The organism is Rhizobium sp. YTUHZ044 (assembly GCF_051123975.1).
Lineage (GTDB): Bacteria > Pseudomonadota > Alphaproteobacteria > Rhizobiales > Rhizobiaceae > Rhizobium.
Genome location: NZ_CP101426.1, coordinates 751,256 through 771,292, shown reverse-complemented (window position 1 = coordinate 771,292; position 20,037 = coordinate 751,256). Strand labels below are relative to the sequence as shown.

Sequence of the window (20,037 nt, the reverse complement as noted above, 5' to 3'; positions counted from 1 at the left end):
AACGGATCGTTATGAAGTTCGATGAACGTCACCTGATCCAGCTTGCCGCCGTCGTCAAAACAGGCGGCGTAACCGAAGGCGCGGCCTTGCTGGGCCTCGCTCAGCCTGCCGTTTCGCGCACCTTGTCCATGTTGGAGAAAAGGGTGGCCGAGCCGCTCTTCGTCAAGGGTCGCCGGCCATTGCAGCCGACGCCGTTTGGTCTTTCGCTCGCCGAACACGGCCTCGTCATGCTCGCAGCCTCACGCAAGGCCTCCGATCTCGTCGAAAGCTTCCGCGTCGGCAAGAGCGGCGTCGTACGGATCGGCGGCACGCCCTTCTTCATGGATGCGCTGATTGCCGGGCTGTGCGCGGAGTTTCAGACAAGCCGTCCGGACGTGCGGATCGATCAAAGCTACGGTTATTTCCCGGATTTGCGCGCAGCGCTGAAGGCAGATCAGATCGACCTCGCCATATGCCCGATCGACATACTCGACGAGGGTTCCGGGCTCGAATTCCAGCAGATTCTCCCAGGCCGCAATGTCGTGGCCTGTCGGGTAACCCATCCGCTGCTTCTGAAACGGCGGCCGCAGCCGAGCCAACTGCTCGACTATCCGTGGATTGCGCCGCCACCGGGAAGCCCGCTGCTGGCGGACCTGCGCGCGCTGCTGCTCTCCTTCGGCGCCACCGAGATCAAGATCCGCTATACCGGCGGCTCGCTGATGAGTGTAATCAACTACCTGAAATCGGCGGATGCGCTGACCGTCATGCCGCACAGCGTCGTCTTCGCGCAGCGCAAGGAAAAGACGATCACCGCACTGCCAATCACCATCCCTCATCCAGAGCGCGCCCTTGCGATCCTCAAGCGCGTCGATGCTCCACGAGCTCCCGCAGTCGATCAATTTGCCGAATTCGTCCGCCTGGGTTTCCAAGATCTTCGGCATCTGATCAAACGTCATGAGGAGTCGGTGATTTGGGGCGTTTGAGAGCCCCCATGGGATACGAACCGGGACCGCGTCCTTGGCTAGAAGTCCCATATCTCCGATGTTCCAGCAGCAGGCTCGGCTGAGGCCGAGAAGGAATGACCGATTTGGGGCCGGTGGCCGACCGTCCGCTACGAGACACCCAACACCAAAAGCGGACATCAGAATTATTGCCGCCGAGGCCTGAGATTGACCCCTTTTGCTGCCGCTCGAGATCGATCCGAGGACGTGCGGTATGTGCTAGTATGCGGCCGGCGGAATGCGACAGACGCACTGCGACGGGCTTGTGATCGATCCGAAATACGCGCGACGGAGAGCCGACGTTGTACTTTTGGAGGGGAGACGAGGACGATGGCGACACCACAGCAACCCAGTCTAATAGTTCGACAGAAATCCCCACCGAACATCGAGTTTCCGTTTGCGTCGCTCTCCGATTGGCTGATCCCAGCCGAGTTGTTCTTCGTGCGAAACCATTTCCCGTCGCCGGAGCTCGATGCGCGAGACTGGAGACTGCGCGTTGGCGGGGCGGTAGAGCGGCCGATCGAACTTGACCTAGACGGCATCAAGGCGATGCGGAGCACGACTTTCACTGCCGTCGTGGAGTGCGCAGGGAACGGGCGCGTCTACTATGTGCCACCGAAGGAGGGGTTACAGTGGCAGAACGGAGCCGTCGGCAACGCCGCCTGGACAGGTGTTCTTCTGCGCGAGGTTTTGGAAATGGCCGGCGTTAAGCGAACCGCACGTGAGGTTCTGCTGACAGGCGCCGACAGCGGCGTCGTCGACACGAACAAGAAAACGGCTTCTCCTGGCCCCATCGCTTTTGCGCGCAGTTTACCGCTTGAGAAGGCCATCGCTGACAGCACGATCCTTGCCTATTCGATGAACGAGGAGCCGTTGACGCGCGATCACGGCTACCCACTACGAGCGGTGGTGGGTGGCTGGTTCGGCATGGCTTGGATCAAGTGGATTACGGATATCACGGTTGTGGAACAACCGTTCCTCGGCTACTGGCAGGCGCGCGACTATTTCCGTTGGGAACGCAGCCTCGGGGAACCCACGCTGGTTCCCCTTGCGGAGATGGAGGTCAAAGCGCAGATCGCGCGTCCCGTAGAGGGGGCGCACCTCATTGCCGGCCAACCCTACCGGATTTTCGGAGCCGCTTGGAGCGGAGAGGCTGCTATCCGGCAGGTGCAGGTCTGCACGGGAGATGGCAGGGGCTGGCGCGAGGGAAGGCTCCTCGAAACAGAACGTCCCTTTGCATGGCGCTTGTGGGAGTACATATGGACCCCTGAAGAAGTGGGGCGATATACACTGCGATGTCGCGCGATCGATGGGGCGGGGTGCGTGCAGCCCGACCTTCCGCGTTCCGACTGCGAGAGCTACGCGGCCAATTGGATCGTTCCGGTGGAGGTTACCGTCGTTCCCGAGCAACGAAAATACGAGGAGGAATTCGTGATCTAATCACCCGCATGGTGCGGAATGGGGCTCTTGGCGCAAGTGTGACCCGCGTTGTCACTGCGTCATGTCGCTTTGCAGCAATAGCGCCCCTTTGGCTGAATGACCATGAGAAAGGCGCAAAGCTGATCGAATCTCGTTAGAGCCTCTCAGAGCAAAGAGGAACGGCCCCACGACGTGCAGGGCGGTCTCTATTCAGATCTCAGTCCGCTCGGCCAGTTCCAGTGCATCCTCAATGTCGACGCCAAGATACCTGACCGTGTTCTCGATCTTGGTATGGCCAAGCAGGATCTGGATCGCCGGTTGCCGGGCCTTAGAGTTCGTGGCGGCCTTCGTTCGCCGCAGGGAATGCGGCCCGTAATCCTCCCGACGGAGGCCGATCGCCGTCACCCACTCATCTACCAGCCAGGCGTACTGCCGAGTACTGAGATGATTACCGTGGTCGATCCGACTGGGAAAGGCATAGTCATCGACTGTTCCTCCCCTTCGTTGAAGCCAGGCAAGCAGACTAGCTCTAACCTCGGTCGTGATTTCGAACTGCACGGGCCGTCCAGTCTTCTGCTGGACGACCATTGCGCGAGTTCGAATTTCGTGCCCCGTGACGAGAGTCCCGATTTTCAGTTTTACCAGATCGCGGCCGCGGAGCTTGCTGTCGATGGCGAGATCGAAAAGCGCGCGATCTCTCATCCTTCCTCCTCGGTCGAGGAAGAAACGGACTGCCCAGATCTGGCGCTGCTTGAGGGGCTTCTTGACGCCAACTTCCTTGCCTGCGTTCCAAGCCGGTCGACCCAGTGCGGCAGGATCATATTGCGAGACACCCATTCCAGTTCTCCTATGGCCACCGTTGGCCAGAGGGAGAACGCGCACCTTCTGGTTATATGACGGGGCCGGTGGCCGACCGTCCGCTCCTTGGACACTCAACACGCGGACATCAAAGTACTTGCCGCGAAAGTCTGGGATTGACCCGAAGCTGCCGTTTGGATTGCAATACCGGAACGGCACAAAGGAGGGATTCATGACCTTCGATGAAGTTTGTGGATCTCGGTGAAGACCTCGGTTGAGCCGGTCCAGTCAGCCTTCGGGCAAGCCAGCGTCACGCAGACCCGATAAAATCCGCGCCATAATAGCAGAGGGCCACCATGTATCCCTGACTTTGGCAAGCGTAAGGTCGGGATGGCTCTCTCGCAGTCGAAGGCAGGCACGTCGTGCCTCATCCAATCTGCCGGCGTGCACATAGGCGCTGACGAGCCACCGCAGAGCCCAACTCGCGTCAGGCTGCTGGCTAAGGCCTCTTTGGATCCAGGTAATCGCATCGTCGTATCGCCCGTCGACGAAATGGGCGGCGCCGACGTCCGCCCACGCACGCGCTCAGCATGGGTTCGAATCAGAGCGTCACCGCCTCGAACAGGCCTCTAAGTTTAGAAGCGCTTCGTTGAAGCGCAGCGCGCTCATGTGTGTCAAGGTCAGGAAGCAATTCAGTGGAAATGCCTTCGCGGCCCACAACGCGGGGAACCGATAAAGCTACATCGCGCACACCTTCGATCAGCGCGGTGACGCTCGAGACTGAAAGCACCGCCTGTTCATCCTGCCTTACCGCGCCGACGATCCGGGCAAGACCTGCTCCAATCCCGTAGTAGGTAGAGCCTTTGCCCTTGATGATGGTATAGGCGGCGTTGCGAGTCTTGCTGTCGATATCTGTCCGGACAGCTTCGGTAATGGGAGCGCCAATCTGTGCACCGAAGAGAGCAATCGGAACTGTACCTGCCCTGGCGCCGGACCACGCCAAGACTTGGCTGTCGCCGTGTTCGCCCAGCACATAGGCATGAATGGATCGCGGCGACACACGAAGGTGAGCCCCCAGCAGGCTACGAAACCGCGCGGTATCGAGAATTGTCCCCGATCCGATCACGCGATGGTTTGGCAGTCCGGAGTACGCTTCGGCGATCTGTGTCATGATGTCGACCGGGTTGGATGCAACCAGCAAAATCGCGTCGGGACAGACACGCATGATCTCGCCTACAACTGTTCGGAAGACCGCGGCGTTGCGGCTCAGCAGATCGGTTCGCGTCTCCCCGGATCGTTGCGCGACCCCTGCGGCTATTACGACAACACCAGCATTCCGAAGATGATCGTAGTCTCCATGAGAAATCGAGGTTCCTGAGGCAAACGGCATCGCATGTGCGATATCAAGGGCTTGTGCTTCGGCCAGAGCTGGATCGAGATCGACCAGCACAACCTCGCTCGCGACACCGCGTAAGCCAAGGGCGTACGCAGTCGCGCTGCCAACCATGCCGGCTCCAACAATGCCGACCTTCATCCCGTTTGCCTCCCTGTCGGAGTTAAGTAAGACTTAGCGCGGAAGCTCGCCATTAACAGGCCGTCAGCGGAGTTCCCGCAATTCACCGCGTGACGACGCCCTCCTTGGTCATGGGAGTCGTCTTGCCCACTATTCCGCCAGGATCAAGGATGGACGAAGCATTTCTTTCTTCCCACGCCGACCACTCTTTTATACCGACGGCGTCGACTGCATCCTGTCGGCTTTGGACAGGTTTCGAAAGGACGCCAAGTCCTCGGGCTTCTGGTGTAAACGACAAGAAAGCGGAGCATCGGTACATCCTCCATTCATCTTGAAGGTTGCCAATTTATGCGCCTCGCTTCGGAAATCACCTGCCGACAAATAGCGCGGGACGTGGAACGGCGGCTTTGGGGCGCAAAGCTGCCATAACTGTCACAGCGCTATTATTCGAAACGGCAACACGCGCTTAGTCAAGGTGCGAAGCAAACAGCGCTAGCGATGATTGCGCCAAAGCCGATCATTGTGGCGATTTGCGAGACGCCGCGCCGCTGGCGAGTTGGATGGAAGCGCACCTCCGGCCTCCGTCATTCCGGGCCTTGAGCCTGGATATCCGAGTATGCGCGCTGAAGAAGCGCGCACTTTTCACTCCCATCTCAGCGGAAACCGCCGCTCGCCACCAGCCGCCTGGGCGCCCATCACCGGACGTTCAAGAACCGTCCGCTTTCCGTGGATACTCATTACTTCGACGTCCTCGGTCACAAAGAGGGATGACGGCTTGATGGAGGTGGAGGTCGCCCGGGCATTACCTCTTACCATTTGTTGACTCACCCGCGCTTGAACAATACGTTAAGAACCCGGTCGTTGGGCTTGTCCTCAAATGACGAACCATTCTCTTCAGCGTCGCCTTGCCGCCATCGTCGTTGCCGATGTGGTGGGATATTCACGCCTGATGGAGGCTGATGAAGCCGCAACGCTTGAGAACCTCAGGGAACTCCGTTCCGGCGTTATCGAGCCGGCTGTGATGCGTCACAACGGTCGCATCTTCAAGGTCGCGGGCGACGGCTTCCTGATCGAATTCGGCAGCGCGGTGGACGCGGTCGCAGCAGCCTTGGAAATGCAGCGGGCCGCCACTGCTGTTGAGGCTTCCGAAGACCGGCGCCTGCTTTTGCGCGTGGGCGTCAATCTCGGAGATGTCATTGACGACGGTTCGGACGTCCTCGGCGACGGCGTCAATGTCGCGGCGCGCCTCCAGACGCTGGCCGCGCCGGGAGGCATCTGCATTTCAGCCAGCGTTCACGGCGAGATCGTCGGCAAGATCGGCGACCGGTTCTTCGATGCAGGCGAACGCTACCTGAAGAACCTCACTCGCCCGGTCCACCTGTGGCATTGGCCGGATGCGCTGCAGAGCGTTTTGCCGCTGCCCGAATGTCCCTCGATCGCTGTATTGCCGTTCACGAACATGAGTGGGGATGAAGCGGACGCGCCTTTCGTCGACGGCTTGACCGAAGACCTGATCACCGACCTTTCCCGCACGGCTGGCCTGTTCGTCATCGCGCGCAATTCCGTGTGGGGCTACAAGGGCAAGCCGGTCGACGTAAAGCTGGTCGCCCAGGAACTCGGCGTCCGCTACGTCCTAGAGGGGAGCGCCAGACGCGCAATGGGCCGTGTCCGCATCAATGCCCAATTGATCGACGCGCTTGGCGGCCAGCACTTGTGGGCCGAACGGTTCGACAGGACGGTGGAAGATGTTTTCGAATTACAGGATGAGGTCAACGCCAAGATTGTTGAAGCTCTCGTCGGCCGGCTGACCGTCCCGACGCCGCGCAATCGGCCGAAGAACTTCGAGGCCTACGACCTGTGTGTGCGCGCCCGTCTCCTGACGGAGGAGTCGCCGCAAACCGAGCGTGAGGCCTATATGCTGCTCCAACGCGCGGTCAAGCTCGAGCCAACATATGCCGAGGCGCTCGGTCTGCTCGCCTATAACCGTTGGCTTGCCTGGACGCATTTCGGCGAGCCCGAAGATCCTAACCGTCGGATGGCGGTGACATCAGCGCAGAAGGCGGTCGACCTGGATCCCAACGATGCCGGCTGCCGTTACGTTCTGGGGACCATTCTGGCCTATGAACGGCGATGGGAGGAATCGGAGGCCGCCTTTGCCATGGCCCTGAAACTCGATCCCAACCACGCCGACACCTGGGCCGCCATGTCTGATATATCGGTGCTGGACGGCAGGATTGCCGACGGACTGGCGCAGATCGAAAAAGCTCTGCGGCTCAATCCCTATCCGGCCTGCTGGTATCTTTGTCATCTTGGGCAGGCGCAATACGCCGCGGGTGACTATGAGGCGGCAACCGCTACACTGCGCAGGAAAGACACCTACCGTACCAACTCACGCAAATTCCTGGCTGCCGCGCTTGCGCAGTTGGGCCACCGCGAGGAGGCGCGGCGAGAGGCGGAATTGTTCCTGATCGCCCACCCTCATTTCACGATCGCCCATTGGCTCAGTTCCCAGCCGCTGCGCGATGCATCTGTACGAGACCACATTGTCGACGGCTTCCGAAAGGCTGGCCTGCCGGAGGCGTGACCGCGCGCGGAGACAATCCCGACGCGTTTGTGACAATCGGCCCTTTCGACAGTCCAATCGCCATGCAACATTGATCGTGAATACGTCTAACGCGCCGAACGATCGGATCCCGGCACGGCGCCCACAGCACCTGCCGACAGCACCCTTCGCACACTTGACCTTCAGTCGTCACAGGAGAACGAAATGTCCAAATCCATCCTCGACATGTCGATGTCCCTCGATGGGTATATCGCCGACGAAAACGATTATCTTGGAGGCGAGGATGGAGAGCGGCTGCACCACTGGGCGGACGCCGACGGGGGATCCGCTCAGGCCGGGCCCGTGCGTGAATTTGAAGCCGAATGGAAGGCGGCCGGTTCAGTCCTTGCCGGCCGGCGGACCGCCGAGCTCATGGATCACTGGGGAGGCAGTCATGGCGGCGCCCCGATCTTCGTGCCCAGTCACCGGCCTCCGCCGCCCGCCGCCCGTTGGGGTTATCCGTTGGTGACCTACGTGAATGACGGAATCGAGAGCGCGATGGCGCTGGCGAAGGCTGCGGCCGGCGATCGAGACGTACAACTGCGGGGTGGTTATACGGCGCAAGAAGCACTCCGGGCCGGGGTGCTGGACGAGATCCAGATCCATCTGATCCCGGTGCTGCTCGGTCGCGGCCGCCGGCTGTTCGATGTTTTGCCGTCAGAGATCGAACTGGAGCTTGTCAGGGTAATCGACACGCCGGCGGCGACACACATCCGCTATCGTGTCCGTCGCCAATCCAGTTCCTAGCGTCTGACGAGACCGCGGCGGCCTACTATTGCCTGAAGCTGGGCAGCCACGAACATCTGCTCGATGCAAAGGCGCATTTTCAGCTGGTCCGCCGACGGCCATTCGATCGGCTGCTCACGCCGGTCAGCCTCTGGCCATACATGGCCGTAAAAGGCCAGCACCATCGAAATGGGCCGTGGCGTCCTGGCGGACAATGCGCATCGAGCTCAATGCCCGGCGAAAACCAGGGTCTGAACCGGCAGGAACATCGCCTGTATACGCAGGATCATGGCATGCACGAGACCGACCGTGTCGACCACATGCAGGAATAACCAGCGCGGGGTGCTGATGTTGGGATCAGCGAGCGCATCGTGATTGTTGGTATAGGCATTGGCGATGCAACTGCTGCCTGGCGGCACATCATCCAGGCCGCCGTCGAACAGCGGCTGCAGGAACACCGTCAGCGTGCCGGGTTTTGCCAGCTGCTGTACGTCGAGCAGCTGGTCGGTGGGGCGCAGCTGGCCGGCCGCGATCACGTCCTGCACCTCGGTCACCACGAGCGGGATGATGGTGAACGGCTTGCCGACGCAGACGGCCTCCGCGACCATTCCGGGTTTCATCACCTGCGCCTCGATCTGCCCAAAACCGGCGATCAGCGTTCCGCGGCCCGCTTCGCTCGGCACCAGGATGCCGGCAGGACGCAGCATGGTGTTCAGCACATCGCCGGGGCGCAATGTGAATTGCTGGACTGTGCCCGCTACCCCCGCCTTGACGACGGTCTTGTCGAGTTCCACCTGCGCCTCCGCCCGGGCGGCCTCGGCGCTCGCCTTCTGCGCCGGCAGGAGAACGCTGAGTTTGGTTTCCAGCGTCTGTTTCTTGGCAAGCGCAGCGCTGAGGGAGCCTTTGCGGCCTTCGACCGTATTGGTGAGGCGGACCACCTCCCGGCGGGCGACGGCATCGTTTTTCAGGAGCTGGGTCTTCATCTCCAACTCGTCCTCAGCCACTTTCAGGGCGCCGTCGGCCTCCTGAATCTGGCCGTCCATGCTCGCAAGCTCGGTCTGCGCGACCTTCGCTTCGGCTTCGACTTCGGCGATTTGCCGGCTGGCGGTTTCGAATGCCGCCTTCTGCTGTGAATCGTCGAGGCGGAAGAGCGGCGCGCCGGCGGCGACCTTTTCGTTGACGCCGACAAAGACCTCATCCACCCGGCCGGAGGCCTCCGGCAGGATCGTGACCGTGCGGAATATGGCCGTGACCGTTTTTGTCGAGGGATGGAAATAGAAGATCATGGTGATCAGCGAAACGGTCAGGATCAGGCAGGCGGAAATGCCCCAGCGCAGTTCGTACCACATGCTGTAAAGGGTGATCTCCTGGCCGATGCGCTTGCCCTGGACATAGCGTCGATAGAGATAGTCCGGGAAGATGGTCAGCATTGAGCAGAGCATTAATTCGAACATGATCAGATCCCCTCTTCGTGCAGTGTCTTGGCGGGCGTCCGGGCGGGTGGTGCCTCTGCCACTGCTTCTGGCGCTGGCGTCGGCGCGCGGACCGGTTCCGGGTGATCGGCTGCGACCGGCGCCTCATCCTCGAGCTCGTCCGGGTCGCGTCCGGCGAGCCTGGCGAGCGAGCGGGCGATCGAATAGAGCGGGGTCGTAAAATCGGGAAACCGAACGAAGGCCAGGAGCAGACCAAGGATCCAGTAAAGGTGATTGTGGGTGAAGAGCGAGATCAGCGCCAGAACCGCGACAATCTCCATCTGCACCTTGTTGGTGCGGTGGGCGATGCGTTCGGGGATGGCGTGAAGCTGGAAGTAGAGGTTGCCGACCACCAGAATCATCACGATCAGAAAGACGATGACGCCGACAAACAAATAGTCGGTCTGGCCCGGCTCGGTGATGAAGCCGGGCACGTGATCGGTGAGAGCGGAGTGATAGTCTTCCATCGAAATCTCCTTTCCTGAACGCGATAGTCGCCTGCCAGCCGGCAGGCCGCATGGATCATGTCAGCCGGCGCCTGCCGCCAGGGCCTGTTTGTGCGCCGTCAGAGCCTGCTGAGCAGCTGCGGCCGTATCGGCAACCTTGTCGCCGGCGACCTGGACGGTCGGCACGGCAAGGCGGATGCCGTTTTCATGGAAGGCCTCATAGATCATCCGCAGCGCCCGGCGCTTCAGCGTGAACTGCTCTCCGGGAAGCGTCATGAACTTCATGCGTAGCAGCAACCCGGAGTCGCCCAGGCTGTCGATGCCCTGCATTTTCAGCGGCTCAATCGTGATGGGCTTGAACTCGGGGTCGGCGAACAGTTCCTGGCCGATCTTCTTGATGATCTTGCGGGCCTTCTCGACATCGGCATCATAGGCCACGCTGACCGTCATCTTCTCGATCACCCAGTCGCGGCTCATGTTCTGGATCGCGCCCAGTTCGCTGAAGGGCACGATGTAGACGGCGCCGCGGTGATGCCTGAGCTTCACCGATCGAAGGCTGAAGGATTCGACGCTTCCCTTGTAGTTGCCGCTCTGGATGTATTCGCCGACGCGGAAAGCGTCGTCGAGCAGGTAGAATACGCCGCTGATGATGTCCTTGACGACGGTCTGGGCGCCGAAGCCGATCGCAACGCCGACGACGCCGGCGCCGGCGATCAGCGGCCCGATCTCGACGCCGAGCGAAGACAGCGCCATCATCACTGCAATTGCGGCAAAAAGGATCATCAGAACGTTGCGCAGGATCGGCAGCAGCGTGCGGATCCGCGCCCGGCGGCGGGCCGTGTCGCTGCCGGCCTCTTGGGGCGTATCGGTCTCGCCAAGCTTGCGGTCGATGACGACGCGCACCAGGCTCCAGGCGAGATCGATGACGAGAAGGATGATGCCGGCGCTGAGCATGCCCCTGACGATGCGCAGCATCGGGGTGTCCTGCATCGTCATGCGGGTCAACTCGACGTCGAGGGCACGGGCGAGCAGGAGGATGGCCCCGACGATGACCACTGCCCGCACACCGCGCTCCACCAGCACGGAGGCGATGCTTGCCCGCTCGGCCTTTTCCGCGCCGGCGGGAGAGGACAGAATGTTGGCGATGGAGAAACGGGTGAGCGCGAGGACCGCCGGCAAGGCGGCGCACACCGCGACGATCCAGAAGAGCTTCGTCGCACCGACGACCCAGAGAGCCCAGAGACCGATGAAATAGGCGGTCCACAGCCAATTGCGGATCGTCCGGCCGATGCGGGGCGCCTGCCCCTCGACCGGCGCGTCCACCGGCCGGCGCCACAGGCTTTCGATCGCGATCGCCAACAGCACGACACCCAGCGTATAGGCGACGAGCAGCCGCGAGGCGGGGGGAAGGCCGAGCGTTGCAAGCAGCCGCACCGTCACCCAGCCGAAGGCGAACCAGCCGCAGAGATAGGCGAGGCGGCGCGCCCAATGGGCCGCGGCCGGATCGCTGACGGGGACCACGCGAAATCCTGGCTGCGCCGCGGCGGCGGGGGGCGCGAGCCAAACGCGCAGGAGCGCGGCGGCTAGGCGGAAGGCGACGAAGGCGAAGAGGTAGCCGACGACGATTTCGCGCACGAGCGGCGGCCAGTCGAAGATGAGGAAGAAGCCGATGCTGCCGAGCGCGAAAGCGAACACGTGGCATGCTTCCCAGAGAAGTTTGGCGCCGAGAAGGACAAGCCGCTCCCGGACGGTCGAAAAGGACGCCTGCTCCATCCAGGCGCGCCAGCCGCCGCTGATCCGCCGGAAAAACCACTGGGCGGCAAAACCTGCCGCCATGAAGGCGATCAAGAGCACCACCGGCCGGGTGCCGCCGTTCGCCTGGATATCACGCTCGAGCACCGCCGCGGCCGCCATCATCTGCGATGGAAACGAGGTCGCAGCATTCATCAGATCGGAGGAATGCCGGCGGAAGCGTGTGGCGAATTCGGAAAAAGAGGGATCGGTTGGCTTCGCCTCGCCTGGTTCGGCAGCGGCTTTTGCCGCTGCCTGCTGCTTCAGCCAGTCCTGCACCGCCGGATCGGTGGACAAGGCTATGAACTGCTCGATCCGTTCGGCCGGCAGTGCGGCCGGCGGTGTCTGCGACATCGCGGGCATGGCCGTCAGTGCGGCGGCGAGGGATGCGATCACCGCCAGGAGCAGCGTCCGAAGAACGTTCCTTGATGAAACTATCGACATGATCACTCCCAATCCCGCGTATCGCGCACTGCGCGCCCTATGGCCGGCATTCCGTCCTGAAAGCATTGCCACAGGCCGGCTTCGACTTGCCGCCGGGCCCGGCAACCGCGCTGACCTCGGCGGCATAGGCGTCGCGTGTGTCCCGATCGACGACGGCGGCAGGCGCCGCCAACACCAGACCCGCAGCATTGCCCGCGGCGGCCGCCGTTTCCGTCGTCGCCGCAAGAATTCTCTCCCCGAGACCGACTCGGCTGTCAGTCAGCGTCTGTCCTTCCGAGATACGGGCGCCGATCAGCTGGACGATCGCGGGCGAAGCCGCGAACTTGGCGTGGTTGAGAGGGTCGCTGGTCTTCACCTTCGTCAAGTCGATGACATTGATGTCGTATTCCTCGAGTTCCTGCTTGTAAGGCGCCTGCTCCGGATCGATCGAGCCGAGACGGGCGACATCGCCCCAGACCCTTCGGGAGACGGCGAGCGCCTTATCGTCACGGGATACGAAGAGGGTGAATTGGGGGTGCTGCTTTCCCATGTCGGCGATCTGCTGGCGGAACACGTCGACATCGACGTCGGGAGCCGCGAGCATGACGTTCTTGAATTTCGCCGGCAGGCGGCCATTGCGGATCGCCATCTGCCGCAGGCCCTCCATAGCAAGCCAATTGCCCATCGAATGGGCGAGGATCGAGACTTCCTTGATCTCCGGATCATGGTAGAGATATTGAAAGAGCTTCTCCAGCGCGTTGCGGGTGTAATTGGTGCTCTCCCGATCATAGCCGTAGGCCAGCAGCCGTCCGCGCGAGGGCCACGTCACCAGCACCGGCGCGCTATGAACGCCGGAATCATGAACGATCTGGGCAAAACGGTAGACGGAGTCCTCGAAGCGGGTGTTGTAGCCGTGGATGAAGACGAAAACGCTCTTGTCGGGGCTCTTGCGCACGCTGGCGCTGAGCCAGGCCTTTGCGGCATCGACATCCAACTCGGTTGCCTTCAGCGTCGCAAAATCGGTCTTGGGATTGGACGGCAACTTCTTCGGCCAGGCGACTTCACCTTCCTTGCGCCCAGGCGGGATCGAGACGGTGATATCGGCGAAGGTGGGCTGGCGGGCGCGCTCGCCGCTGAACATCTCTCCGGGAACAGGCGAGCGGCTGCGCGTCGTGGCGACCAGCATGTCGACGCGATCGGCGCGGGGGGAGGTTTCGGCGACCGGGGTTAGCACGCCTTTCGGATGCCCGCCGCAGCCTGACAGGCACATCACCGTAACGCAGACCAGAAGCCGTCGAAGCGTCTGCCGAAAAGCGGCCTGAGTGCCGCGCATGTTGCTTATGTTCACACTGCTCCCCACCCTGACGCATGCTGCCGGGGTCGACCCGGTCCTGCATGGAAGAGATTGGGCCAAAGACGCATCCGCAGGCATGTATGATCCTGTATGTTACAGGTAACAGCACCCTGCGCGTCATTCGGCCGAGGGCGAGGACAGCCGGTCGGACACACCGCCGTCAATTCGCCGGCTGGTCGTTTTGAACTGTCAGGCCGGCAGCCTCCAGCCCGGAGAAGAATCGTTCTTGGTCCTCGATTCTTGCCAGCCGCCGGACGACCTCCCGCCGGACATTCGGGATCAAGGCGGGCGATCGGGCCTCGATCCAGTCGATTTGCTCCTTTGCCTCCGCCGATTTTCCGAGGGTGCCGAGAATCGAAAGCAGGACGAGGCGATGCATCGGATTGTAGTTGAGGTCCGACATGCGCGACCATAATTCGGCAGCCTGGATATCGCCCCGCATGAAGGCGCAGAGCGCCATTCCTACCTCATAGTATCCCTGTGGTCCGGCATTCTTGCCGACCGCCTCCGAAATCAGCTCGCAGCCCCTGTCCCATTTTCCCGACATCGCCAGGCGCAGGCCGTATTCGCCCGCCACTTCGGTGTCGTTTGGATTGCTGGCATACGCAGCTTCGCCGGCCCGCAAGGCCTCGGTTGGGTCATTGCCGAAAAAGTTGGCAAGCATCAACGCCTGCAGAGCTCGGGCATTCTTCGGATCGAGACGCACGGCGCGTTCGGCAAGCTCCTTGGCAATCGCCAGCGTGGCGGCGGTTGGTTTCGTGTTCAGCGGATATGGAAAGCGGAATTCGTCGAGATAGGTGAGCGAAAGAAAGGCCGTGACATTGGAATCATCGGGCATCTTTTCCACAGCATGCTGCAGGCAGGATTTTGCCGCTTCCTGCGCCTGCGGGGTCATTTCGCTCCGATAGCTGTAGTAGGACAGAATGCAGGAAAACGCGTCCGCGTTTCCGGCGATGCTGGCGGTGTCCGTCTCGAATATAACGCCGAACGGGCGCGCGACCGCCGTCGCAATGTCCTCGGCAAGACCTGCCTGCGCCTGCAAGACGCCCTGGACCTTCATGTCCGCATCGTAATTGTTTGCCCAGATGACGGTGCCATCGGCTCGCCGCACAAGTCTGGCCGTCGAGCGCAGCGTTTCGCCTTCCAGCCTGATACTCCCCTGCAAGGCATAGATCGGTTGCGACGACCACTGGCCCTCCCGATTGCGCGGCAAAGCGGCGGCGACGACGATGTCATTGAAGGGAACGAGCTTTTCGATGATGTCATCGGTGATGCCGCGGGAAATGTCGGATGCAACCCCGCTGCCGGAGGCGCTTTCGAAACGTTCGACGACAATGATGGGGTGGCCGACGGCTCCAGACGGCATGTCGTTTTCGGTTTTGAACGTCCCCCCGTGCTGAAGCATCGCGGCGGCGGCGACGAACACGACCGCCGCGCCTCCTGCGGAAAGCCAATATCGGGACCATGCCACACGCCGGTTCGCCTTGTCTCGGCCGTCCGTATCCGCTGCCCGGGCGCCTTGCTGCCCCTCATCTGCCGGAGGTGTCAGCGGAGCGGCCTGTCCGGTTTGCGGCATATCTGCAGGCTGGGCTCCTTGCCTCACCTCGAAGACAGGCGCATAGCCGCCTCTGGGAATTGTAATGACGACCCGGTCCGCGGCGCCGGCGGTCAGGTAATAATGTTCCAGTTCCCTGCGCAGTCGTCCTGCTTCGATACGGACACAGGGATCCTGCTGAGCATCGAAATTTGCATCTCGGCCGAAAACCGCCTGCGCGATGGTAAATGCCTTCAGGTAGTCGCGACGGCCGGCAAGCGTCTCGGTCACCACGAATTCGAGGAACCTCCCCGCTCGCTCCGGAAGACGAAACTCGGGACTGGACAGAATACGCTCAAGTTGCCGCTGCACCTCTTCGGGTGAAGAAATGTCGCTGCTCGCCCTGTCAACGTCTGCATTTGGCATCGGCTCCCCCAGACTCCGATTGCGAACAACCTGCAGCATGCAGTCATCGACGATAGACCTGCGTCGACACAACGGCAATGCTCTTCAGAAGAATAAGCTAATTAAGGATCGCTTTATTCAACGGTCGCCAGGGGCCAATACAGGCCTGTATAGCTCGTACCGGCGTAGGATACCGTATCCTACCGGGGCGGACATGTATTTTACTGCCTTCGTCTCTCCGTGCACTCTATCATCACCTGAACATTCCGGAGGAGGCGGCGATGACATCACCTGAAACGTCCACATCCCATGCTATGACGAGCGCCGAGGAGCTGCGCAAGCGCGCTTTGGAACTCCAGCTCGTGGAAATGGAGCGCAGCGACAAGATCAAGGCGCGTGAAGCGAAGAAACATGCTGATTTCGTCGAGGATTTCTTCCGCAAGCAGATTGGAGAAGCGGAACGCGCCGTCATCAAACGCCTGGTGATGAAAGCGGCCGCGGATGGCAAATACGAGGCGCTGATCTACAGCTTTCCATCGACCTTCTGCACGGACAGTGGCCGCGCGATCAACAATAACCTTGCCGGATGGCAGAAGACGCTGCAGGGAAAGGCGAAGGAGCTGTATGGACTGTTCGAGGAGGTCGCCAAGCCGCAAGGCTACGGTCTGAAGGCGATGATCATCAATTTCCCCGACGGGATGCCTGGAGACGTCGGCTTCTTCCTCACTTGGGAACCCCCTGTCGACTGACGCCAAAGAGCAGGCACGAGCGAGGGAATATCCTGTTGAAAGCGATAGAGATCGAGCGAAAGTTCCTGGTCCGGGACGACAGTTGGCGCGTTTGCGCCGACGCGCCGCGCGTCCTGCAACAGGCCTATCTTGGCGTCGATCAGAACTGCGTGCGCGTCCGCCTGATCGACGGGCGTTCCGCGCGCCTGACAATCAAATTCCGCTCGCCAGGCCTGGCCCGCGAGGAATTTGAGTATGACATTCCGGTCGAGGAGGCACGCGATCTCCTTCTCCACGCAGGTCATGTCCTTGAAAAGACCCGATACCGCGTCCTGCATGACGGCCAAAGCTGGGAGGTGGACGTGTTCGCCGGCGCTTACCAGGGATTAACACTCGCCGAAATCGAAATGGCGAGTGAGGATGACCGGTTCAACCTGCCGCAATGGCTGGGGCGCGAGGTCACGGGCGAGCGGCGATACTCCAACCGCGCCATGGCAGCTGCCCCGCCCCCACAACAGCCGGCGGCGCAGGGCGGCGCCGGCTGAAACCTTAATCCTTTACGACGGTCCAATTTGCGTCCGGATTGAAATCCTTGATCGCCGCAGCCTGCTCTTCCGTCGTCGGGCCGAGATCACGCTGGTAGATGACGCTCATTCCGTTGACCATGAACGTCTGCACGCCGGTCACCCTATATTTGACCGGCCAGGCAATCAGCGCAAAACCGCCGGTCATATAGCCGTTGATGACATAACTTTGCTTGCCGCCAAGGACATTGTCTCCCTGGGATGTCAGGATACGGTAGCGATAGCCGTAATAGCCCTCGCCGCGTTTGGCGGCTCCGAACGCGGCCGTTTCGACCAGCGCGCTTGCCGGGCTTTCCTCGGGGTAGACGCTCGGATCCCAGTAAAGGCCATCGAGCTTGCCAGGGCTGCTGATCAATTTCTTCGCGAACTCATAGATGCCGTCGCCGTCACGATCCTCGGATGCGTACCAGTACTGGGCCGCCACATATTCGTGCATGGTATCGATGGTGGCGAGCTCGTTCTCGCCGACGCGGCGATTGATGATTTCTTCAAGGCCACGCTGCGTGTCGAAGAACCATTTGCCGTCCTTGTCTTCGGCCAGCGGAAACGGCAGCGGCCAAAGCCGATCGCCGATCGCGGCGACCTTCAGATTGCCGAGATCCTTCAGAACCACCTGGCGCTCTGCGCCCTCCCGGATCAATCCGTAGGCGATCATCGCCTCGTTGCTGGAACGGAGCTTGTCGGCGTTGAGGCCGAGCAAGGCGGCAAGATCGTCGATATTGTTGGAAGCCAGCACCGACTTCAGTTTGTCGATCGCAAGCTGCGCGCTGTCGAACTTCGGCGAAGACGTCGCCGCCTTGTACGCGGAGAGACCCGTCTGCGCCAGTAGGAGCGTCGGCGTTGCCGAAAACGTGCACAGCGCTGCTGCGAACATGAGCGAAATTACGGTCGATTGGCGTCTCATGATGTCACTCCCTGAGCTGGAAACAGGTCTTACCGCCGTCCACCGCCGCCACGGCCACCGCCGCCACGACCACCGCCACCGCGGCCACCGCCGCCGCCTGAAGGGCGGCTATACTGAGGTGGACGGGCCGAAGGACGCTGGCCCATGCTCTGCGCCCCCCGGTGCGAGGAGACGGCCTCCCGGCGACCGGATTGCGGGTTGCCGAGAGCGCTTGGCTGGCGTCCGCGATTATCAGGTCTCGAAGCCATTTGCGGCTTGTTGGCCTTCTTGACGGATTTCTGGGCGGGCTTCGCGGGGCGATTGGCGGCCTTCTGAGGACGCGCCTCAGGCCTCGACGCTCCCTGCCGATCGCTTGCTGCCGGTCTATTGGCGGCGGGCTTGGCCTTCAGACCTTGCGCCGTGTTCTTGCGGATATCTTCAGCGCGTGCGGCGTTACCGCGATTCCCAGGCCTCTGACTTGCCTGGATATCATTGGCTCTGTTGCGCAGCTGGTTGCGATTGTCGCTCTGGAGACTGGATTTGATCGACGACCGGTCCAGCTTCGCGAACTGGTCCTTGCCTATACTCAGTTTGCTGCGGTCGACATTGCTCCAGTCGACGTCGTTAAACTTAAGCTTCCCATTGAAATTGCGGTCGTTCAGGCAATTGTTGCAGTCGATATCAATATCGCCGTCCCAGCGGCCGCCCCAGACGCCCCAGTCGTCCCAGTTGACGATGGCTGCCCAGGTCAGACCCGTGACCGCAGCAGCAAAGAACCCCGCCCCTGGGTAATAATAGCTGTCGTAATAATCCGGATAGTAGGAGATGGGCTCCGAGGCATAACCCGGTTCATAAAGCATTTCCGGCGGGTATTGCGGGATGTAGATCTTCTCGGGATCGGTCGGTCGGATGATGATATTTTCGTTTTCGGTAACGACGGTCACCTTGTCATCCGTCTTGATGATGTTCTTTTCCACCGCTTCGTCGCGAAGCTGCTGAATGGCAATCAGAACATCCTTTTGCTGATTGGTGAGCGCATCCGCCAGCGATTGCGTCCAGTCGAGGTCTTCGCTCATCATCTTGACGACGTCGGGATAGTTGAGCAGCGAAATGACGCTCCCGTCCCAATCGCTCTTCGGCTTGAGATCGGAATTCTTCTTTTTTGCCTCGAGGAACCGCTGTGCCTCGACGATCTGCAGCGGGAAGAGCGAGGCAGCCGAAATCGCTGCAACCAATTCGTCCGGATAAAGGGCAATGCGCGCCACGAGCACTTCCAGCTCATCGTCTGACAGAAGCGCCGCAGCAGGCTGTTCGGCAGCCGTCTGGGTCGGCGCGGCCGCTGGTGCAGGCGCCTGGGCGCGCGCGGGCAAGGCCAGCTGCAATGTGATGATCGCAACCACCGACAATCCAGCAATGAGTTGGCCGGCGAAAAATTGAGCCCCAGACACTTTGTGGGGAATTGCTTTCATCGCACCGACCTCCCTTGGATCAAACTTTGACGGACGCCTTCATGAAGACTTCGGACCGATGAGAGGCGGTCGCCCCAGAACGACTACTTTCGATTGGGCGATTGCCTCTCCCATCTCCTGCAGCAGCGCCTCGACCAGACCCGCATATTCCAGCCGCCGCGCCTCTCGAACCGCTTCCGGCAGAGCCTCGACATGCGCCAGAGCCTGGGCGGCATCCGCGAGATCCTCGCACATGCTGTGAAAGGGCTCGTTTACGTAGAAAAGCCGCTGTACCAGCCGCGTCTGGTTGGGAAAATAAGTCTCGGCCGTCTCAAGGGCGGATAGATATGTCGAACTTTTATCTCCCGACGCCATCTCCGCCCCCGCCGCCGACTGCGCTCAGCAGATGTCGAAACTATACAACAGGCGCAGCGGCGGCTGACGTAAAATACGCGAACCTACGGTAGCCGGCCTTCCAAGCGCCGGACGAATTCGAAGCGTTGGCCGCAATGGCATGTATCAAGCCGGTCGCGTCCCTCCGCTCCTGAGCGCAGACGATCTCCTCGAGTATCTGGATGGCCGCGACCCGATAGAGATTACACGATGCTACGAGCCTCGACTCCGAAACGGGCCTAATATCGGCGGTTGATAGCGATCTAGCGGTAGTGCCAGACCGGCCGGAAGGGAGCGGCCGTGTTTCGATTAGCATCATGATCGCGATCGACGTTCCAGATCTGATCGCCAACGCACGAAACCACCCCATCAGCACGCCGCGCCCATCAGCACGCCGCTGAACACTGCCGAACGGGTGGTTGTTGCGATCTGGCCATCCCAGTTGACGCCAATCCCGACCGTGCGGCCAAGCAGCGTGATGACCTGGGAAGGACCAACGGTGAGAGCATAGGAGCCAGCGGTGATAGGTAGCATTCCA

18 protein-coding genes are annotated in these 20,037 nt (G+C 61.2%); 6 read left to right on the top strand and 12 right to left on the bottom strand.

All coding sequences use genetic code 11. The features are described 5' to 3' along the window. Positions 1–11 precede the first annotated feature (11 nt). Entirely contained in the window at positions 12–962 is a 951-nt protein-coding gene (locus tag NL154_RS03670) for a LysR family transcriptional regulator (protein ID WP_210628799.1), read from the top strand. A 348-nt stretch (positions 963–1,310) separates the two neighbouring features. Then, a complete protein-coding gene (locus tag NL154_RS03665; protein WP_434733592.1) occupies positions 1,311–2,420 on the top strand; it encodes a sulfite oxidase in 1,110 nt (369 codons plus the stop codon). Positions 2,421–2,609: 189 nt separating this feature from the next. Here NL154_RS03665 and NL154_RS03660 read toward each other — a convergent pair whose 3' ends face one another. From NL154_RS03660 to NL154_RS03650, 3 genes are all read right to left on the bottom strand, one after another. Continuing rightward, complete coding sequence (locus tag NL154_RS03660) at positions 2,610–3,236, bottom strand: tyrosine-type recombinase/integrase (protein ID WP_221155381.1); 627 nt, start codon at positions 3,234–3,236, stop codon at positions 2,610–2,612. Between the two features lie 249 nt (positions 3,237–3,485). After that, entirely contained in the window at positions 3,486–3,713 is a 228-nt protein-coding gene (locus NL154_RS03655; protein ID WP_307148302.1) for a tetratricopeptide repeat protein, read from the bottom strand. A gap of 85 nt (positions 3,714–3,798) precedes the next feature. Next, positions 3,799–4,731: an L-lactate dehydrogenase gene (locus tag NL154_RS03650; RefSeq protein ID WP_221122593.1), complete on the bottom strand. Its 933-nt coding sequence runs from the start codon at positions 4,729–4,731 to the stop codon at positions 3,799–3,801. Positions 4,732–5,587: 856 nt separating this feature from the next. On the opposite strand from NL154_RS03650, the gene NL154_RS03645 reads away from it, so the two are divergent. Further along, positions 5,588–7,294, top strand: coding sequence for an adenylate/guanylate cyclase domain-containing protein (locus NL154_RS03645; RefSeq protein WP_434733591.1), 1,707 nt, complete (start codon positions 5,588–5,590; stop codon positions 7,292–7,294). A gap of 183 nt (positions 7,295–7,477) precedes the next feature. Continuing rightward, positions 7,478–8,059, top strand: coding sequence for a dihydrofolate reductase family protein (locus NL154_RS03640; protein ID WP_434733590.1), 582 nt, complete (start codon positions 7,478–7,480; stop codon positions 8,057–8,059). Positions 8,060–8,265: 206 nt separating this feature from the next. Here the strand turns inward: NL154_RS03640 and NL154_RS03635 are convergent, their stop codons facing one another. The 5 genes from NL154_RS03635 to NL154_RS03615 form a co-directional block, all read right to left on the bottom strand. Next, entirely contained in the window at positions 8,266–9,492 is a 1,227-nt protein-coding gene (locus NL154_RS03635) for an HlyD family secretion protein (protein ID WP_210628805.1), read from the bottom strand. 2 nt (positions 9,493–9,494) lie between these two features. After that, positions 9,495–9,977 (bottom strand): hypothetical protein, encoded by a 483-nt coding sequence (locus tag NL154_RS03630; RefSeq protein WP_210628806.1) that lies wholly within the window; start codon positions 9,975–9,977, stop codon positions 9,495–9,497. Between the two features lie 60 nt (positions 9,978–10,037). Next, on the bottom strand, positions 10,038–12,191 hold the full coding sequence (locus tag NL154_RS03625; RefSeq protein WP_434733589.1) for a mechanosensitive ion channel family protein: 2,154 nt from the start codon (positions 12,189–12,191) through the stop codon (positions 10,038–10,040). A 37-nt stretch (positions 12,192–12,228) separates the two neighbouring features. Next, entirely contained in the window at positions 12,229–13,440 is a 1,212-nt protein-coding gene (locus NL154_RS03620) for an alpha/beta hydrolase (protein ID WP_210631679.1), read from the bottom strand. Between the two features lie 244 nt (positions 13,441–13,684). Further along, positions 13,685–15,484 (bottom strand): hypothetical protein, encoded by a 1,800-nt coding sequence (locus NL154_RS03615; protein WP_434733588.1) that lies wholly within the window; start codon positions 15,482–15,484, stop codon positions 13,685–13,687. Positions 15,485–15,744: 260 nt separating this feature from the next. Between NL154_RS03615 and NL154_RS03610 the strand changes: the two genes are divergently transcribed. Both NL154_RS03610 and NL154_RS03605 read left to right on the top strand, forming a co-directional pair. Next, positions 15,745–16,212: a hypothetical protein gene (locus tag NL154_RS03610; RefSeq protein WP_210628809.1), complete on the top strand. Its 468-nt coding sequence runs from the start codon at positions 15,745–15,747 to the stop codon at positions 16,210–16,212. Between the two features lie 35 nt (positions 16,213–16,247). After that, positions 16,248–16,736, top strand: coding sequence for a CYTH domain-containing protein (locus NL154_RS03605; protein WP_434733587.1), 489 nt, complete (start codon positions 16,248–16,250; stop codon positions 16,734–16,736). A gap of 4 nt (positions 16,737–16,740) precedes the next feature. Here the strand turns inward: NL154_RS03605 and NL154_RS03600 are convergent, their stop codons facing one another. From NL154_RS03600 to NL154_RS03585, 4 genes are all read right to left on the bottom strand, one after another. Further along, positions 16,741–17,679 carry a DUF2950 family protein gene (locus NL154_RS03600; protein WP_434733586.1) on the bottom strand — a complete coding sequence of 313 codons (939 nt, stop codon included), beginning with the start codon at positions 17,677–17,679 and terminating at the stop codon, positions 16,741–16,743. Between the two features lie 29 nt (positions 17,680–17,708). Beyond that, positions 17,709–19,127 carry a DUF3300 domain-containing protein gene (locus NL154_RS03595; RefSeq protein WP_210628812.1) on the bottom strand — a complete coding sequence of 473 codons (1,419 nt, stop codon included), beginning with the start codon at positions 19,125–19,127 and terminating at the stop codon, positions 17,709–17,711. Between the two features lie 39 nt (positions 19,128–19,166). Next, positions 19,167–19,481, bottom strand: a complete 315-nt coding sequence (locus tag NL154_RS03590; RefSeq protein WP_210628813.1) for a hypothetical protein — start codon at positions 19,479–19,481, stop codon at positions 19,167–19,169. A 387-nt stretch (positions 19,482–19,868) separates the two neighbouring features. Further along, positions 19,869–20,033 (bottom strand): hypothetical protein, encoded by a 165-nt coding sequence (locus NL154_RS03585; RefSeq protein ID WP_434733585.1) that lies wholly within the window; start codon positions 20,031–20,033, stop codon positions 19,869–19,871. Positions 20,034–20,037: the final 4 nt, after the last annotated feature.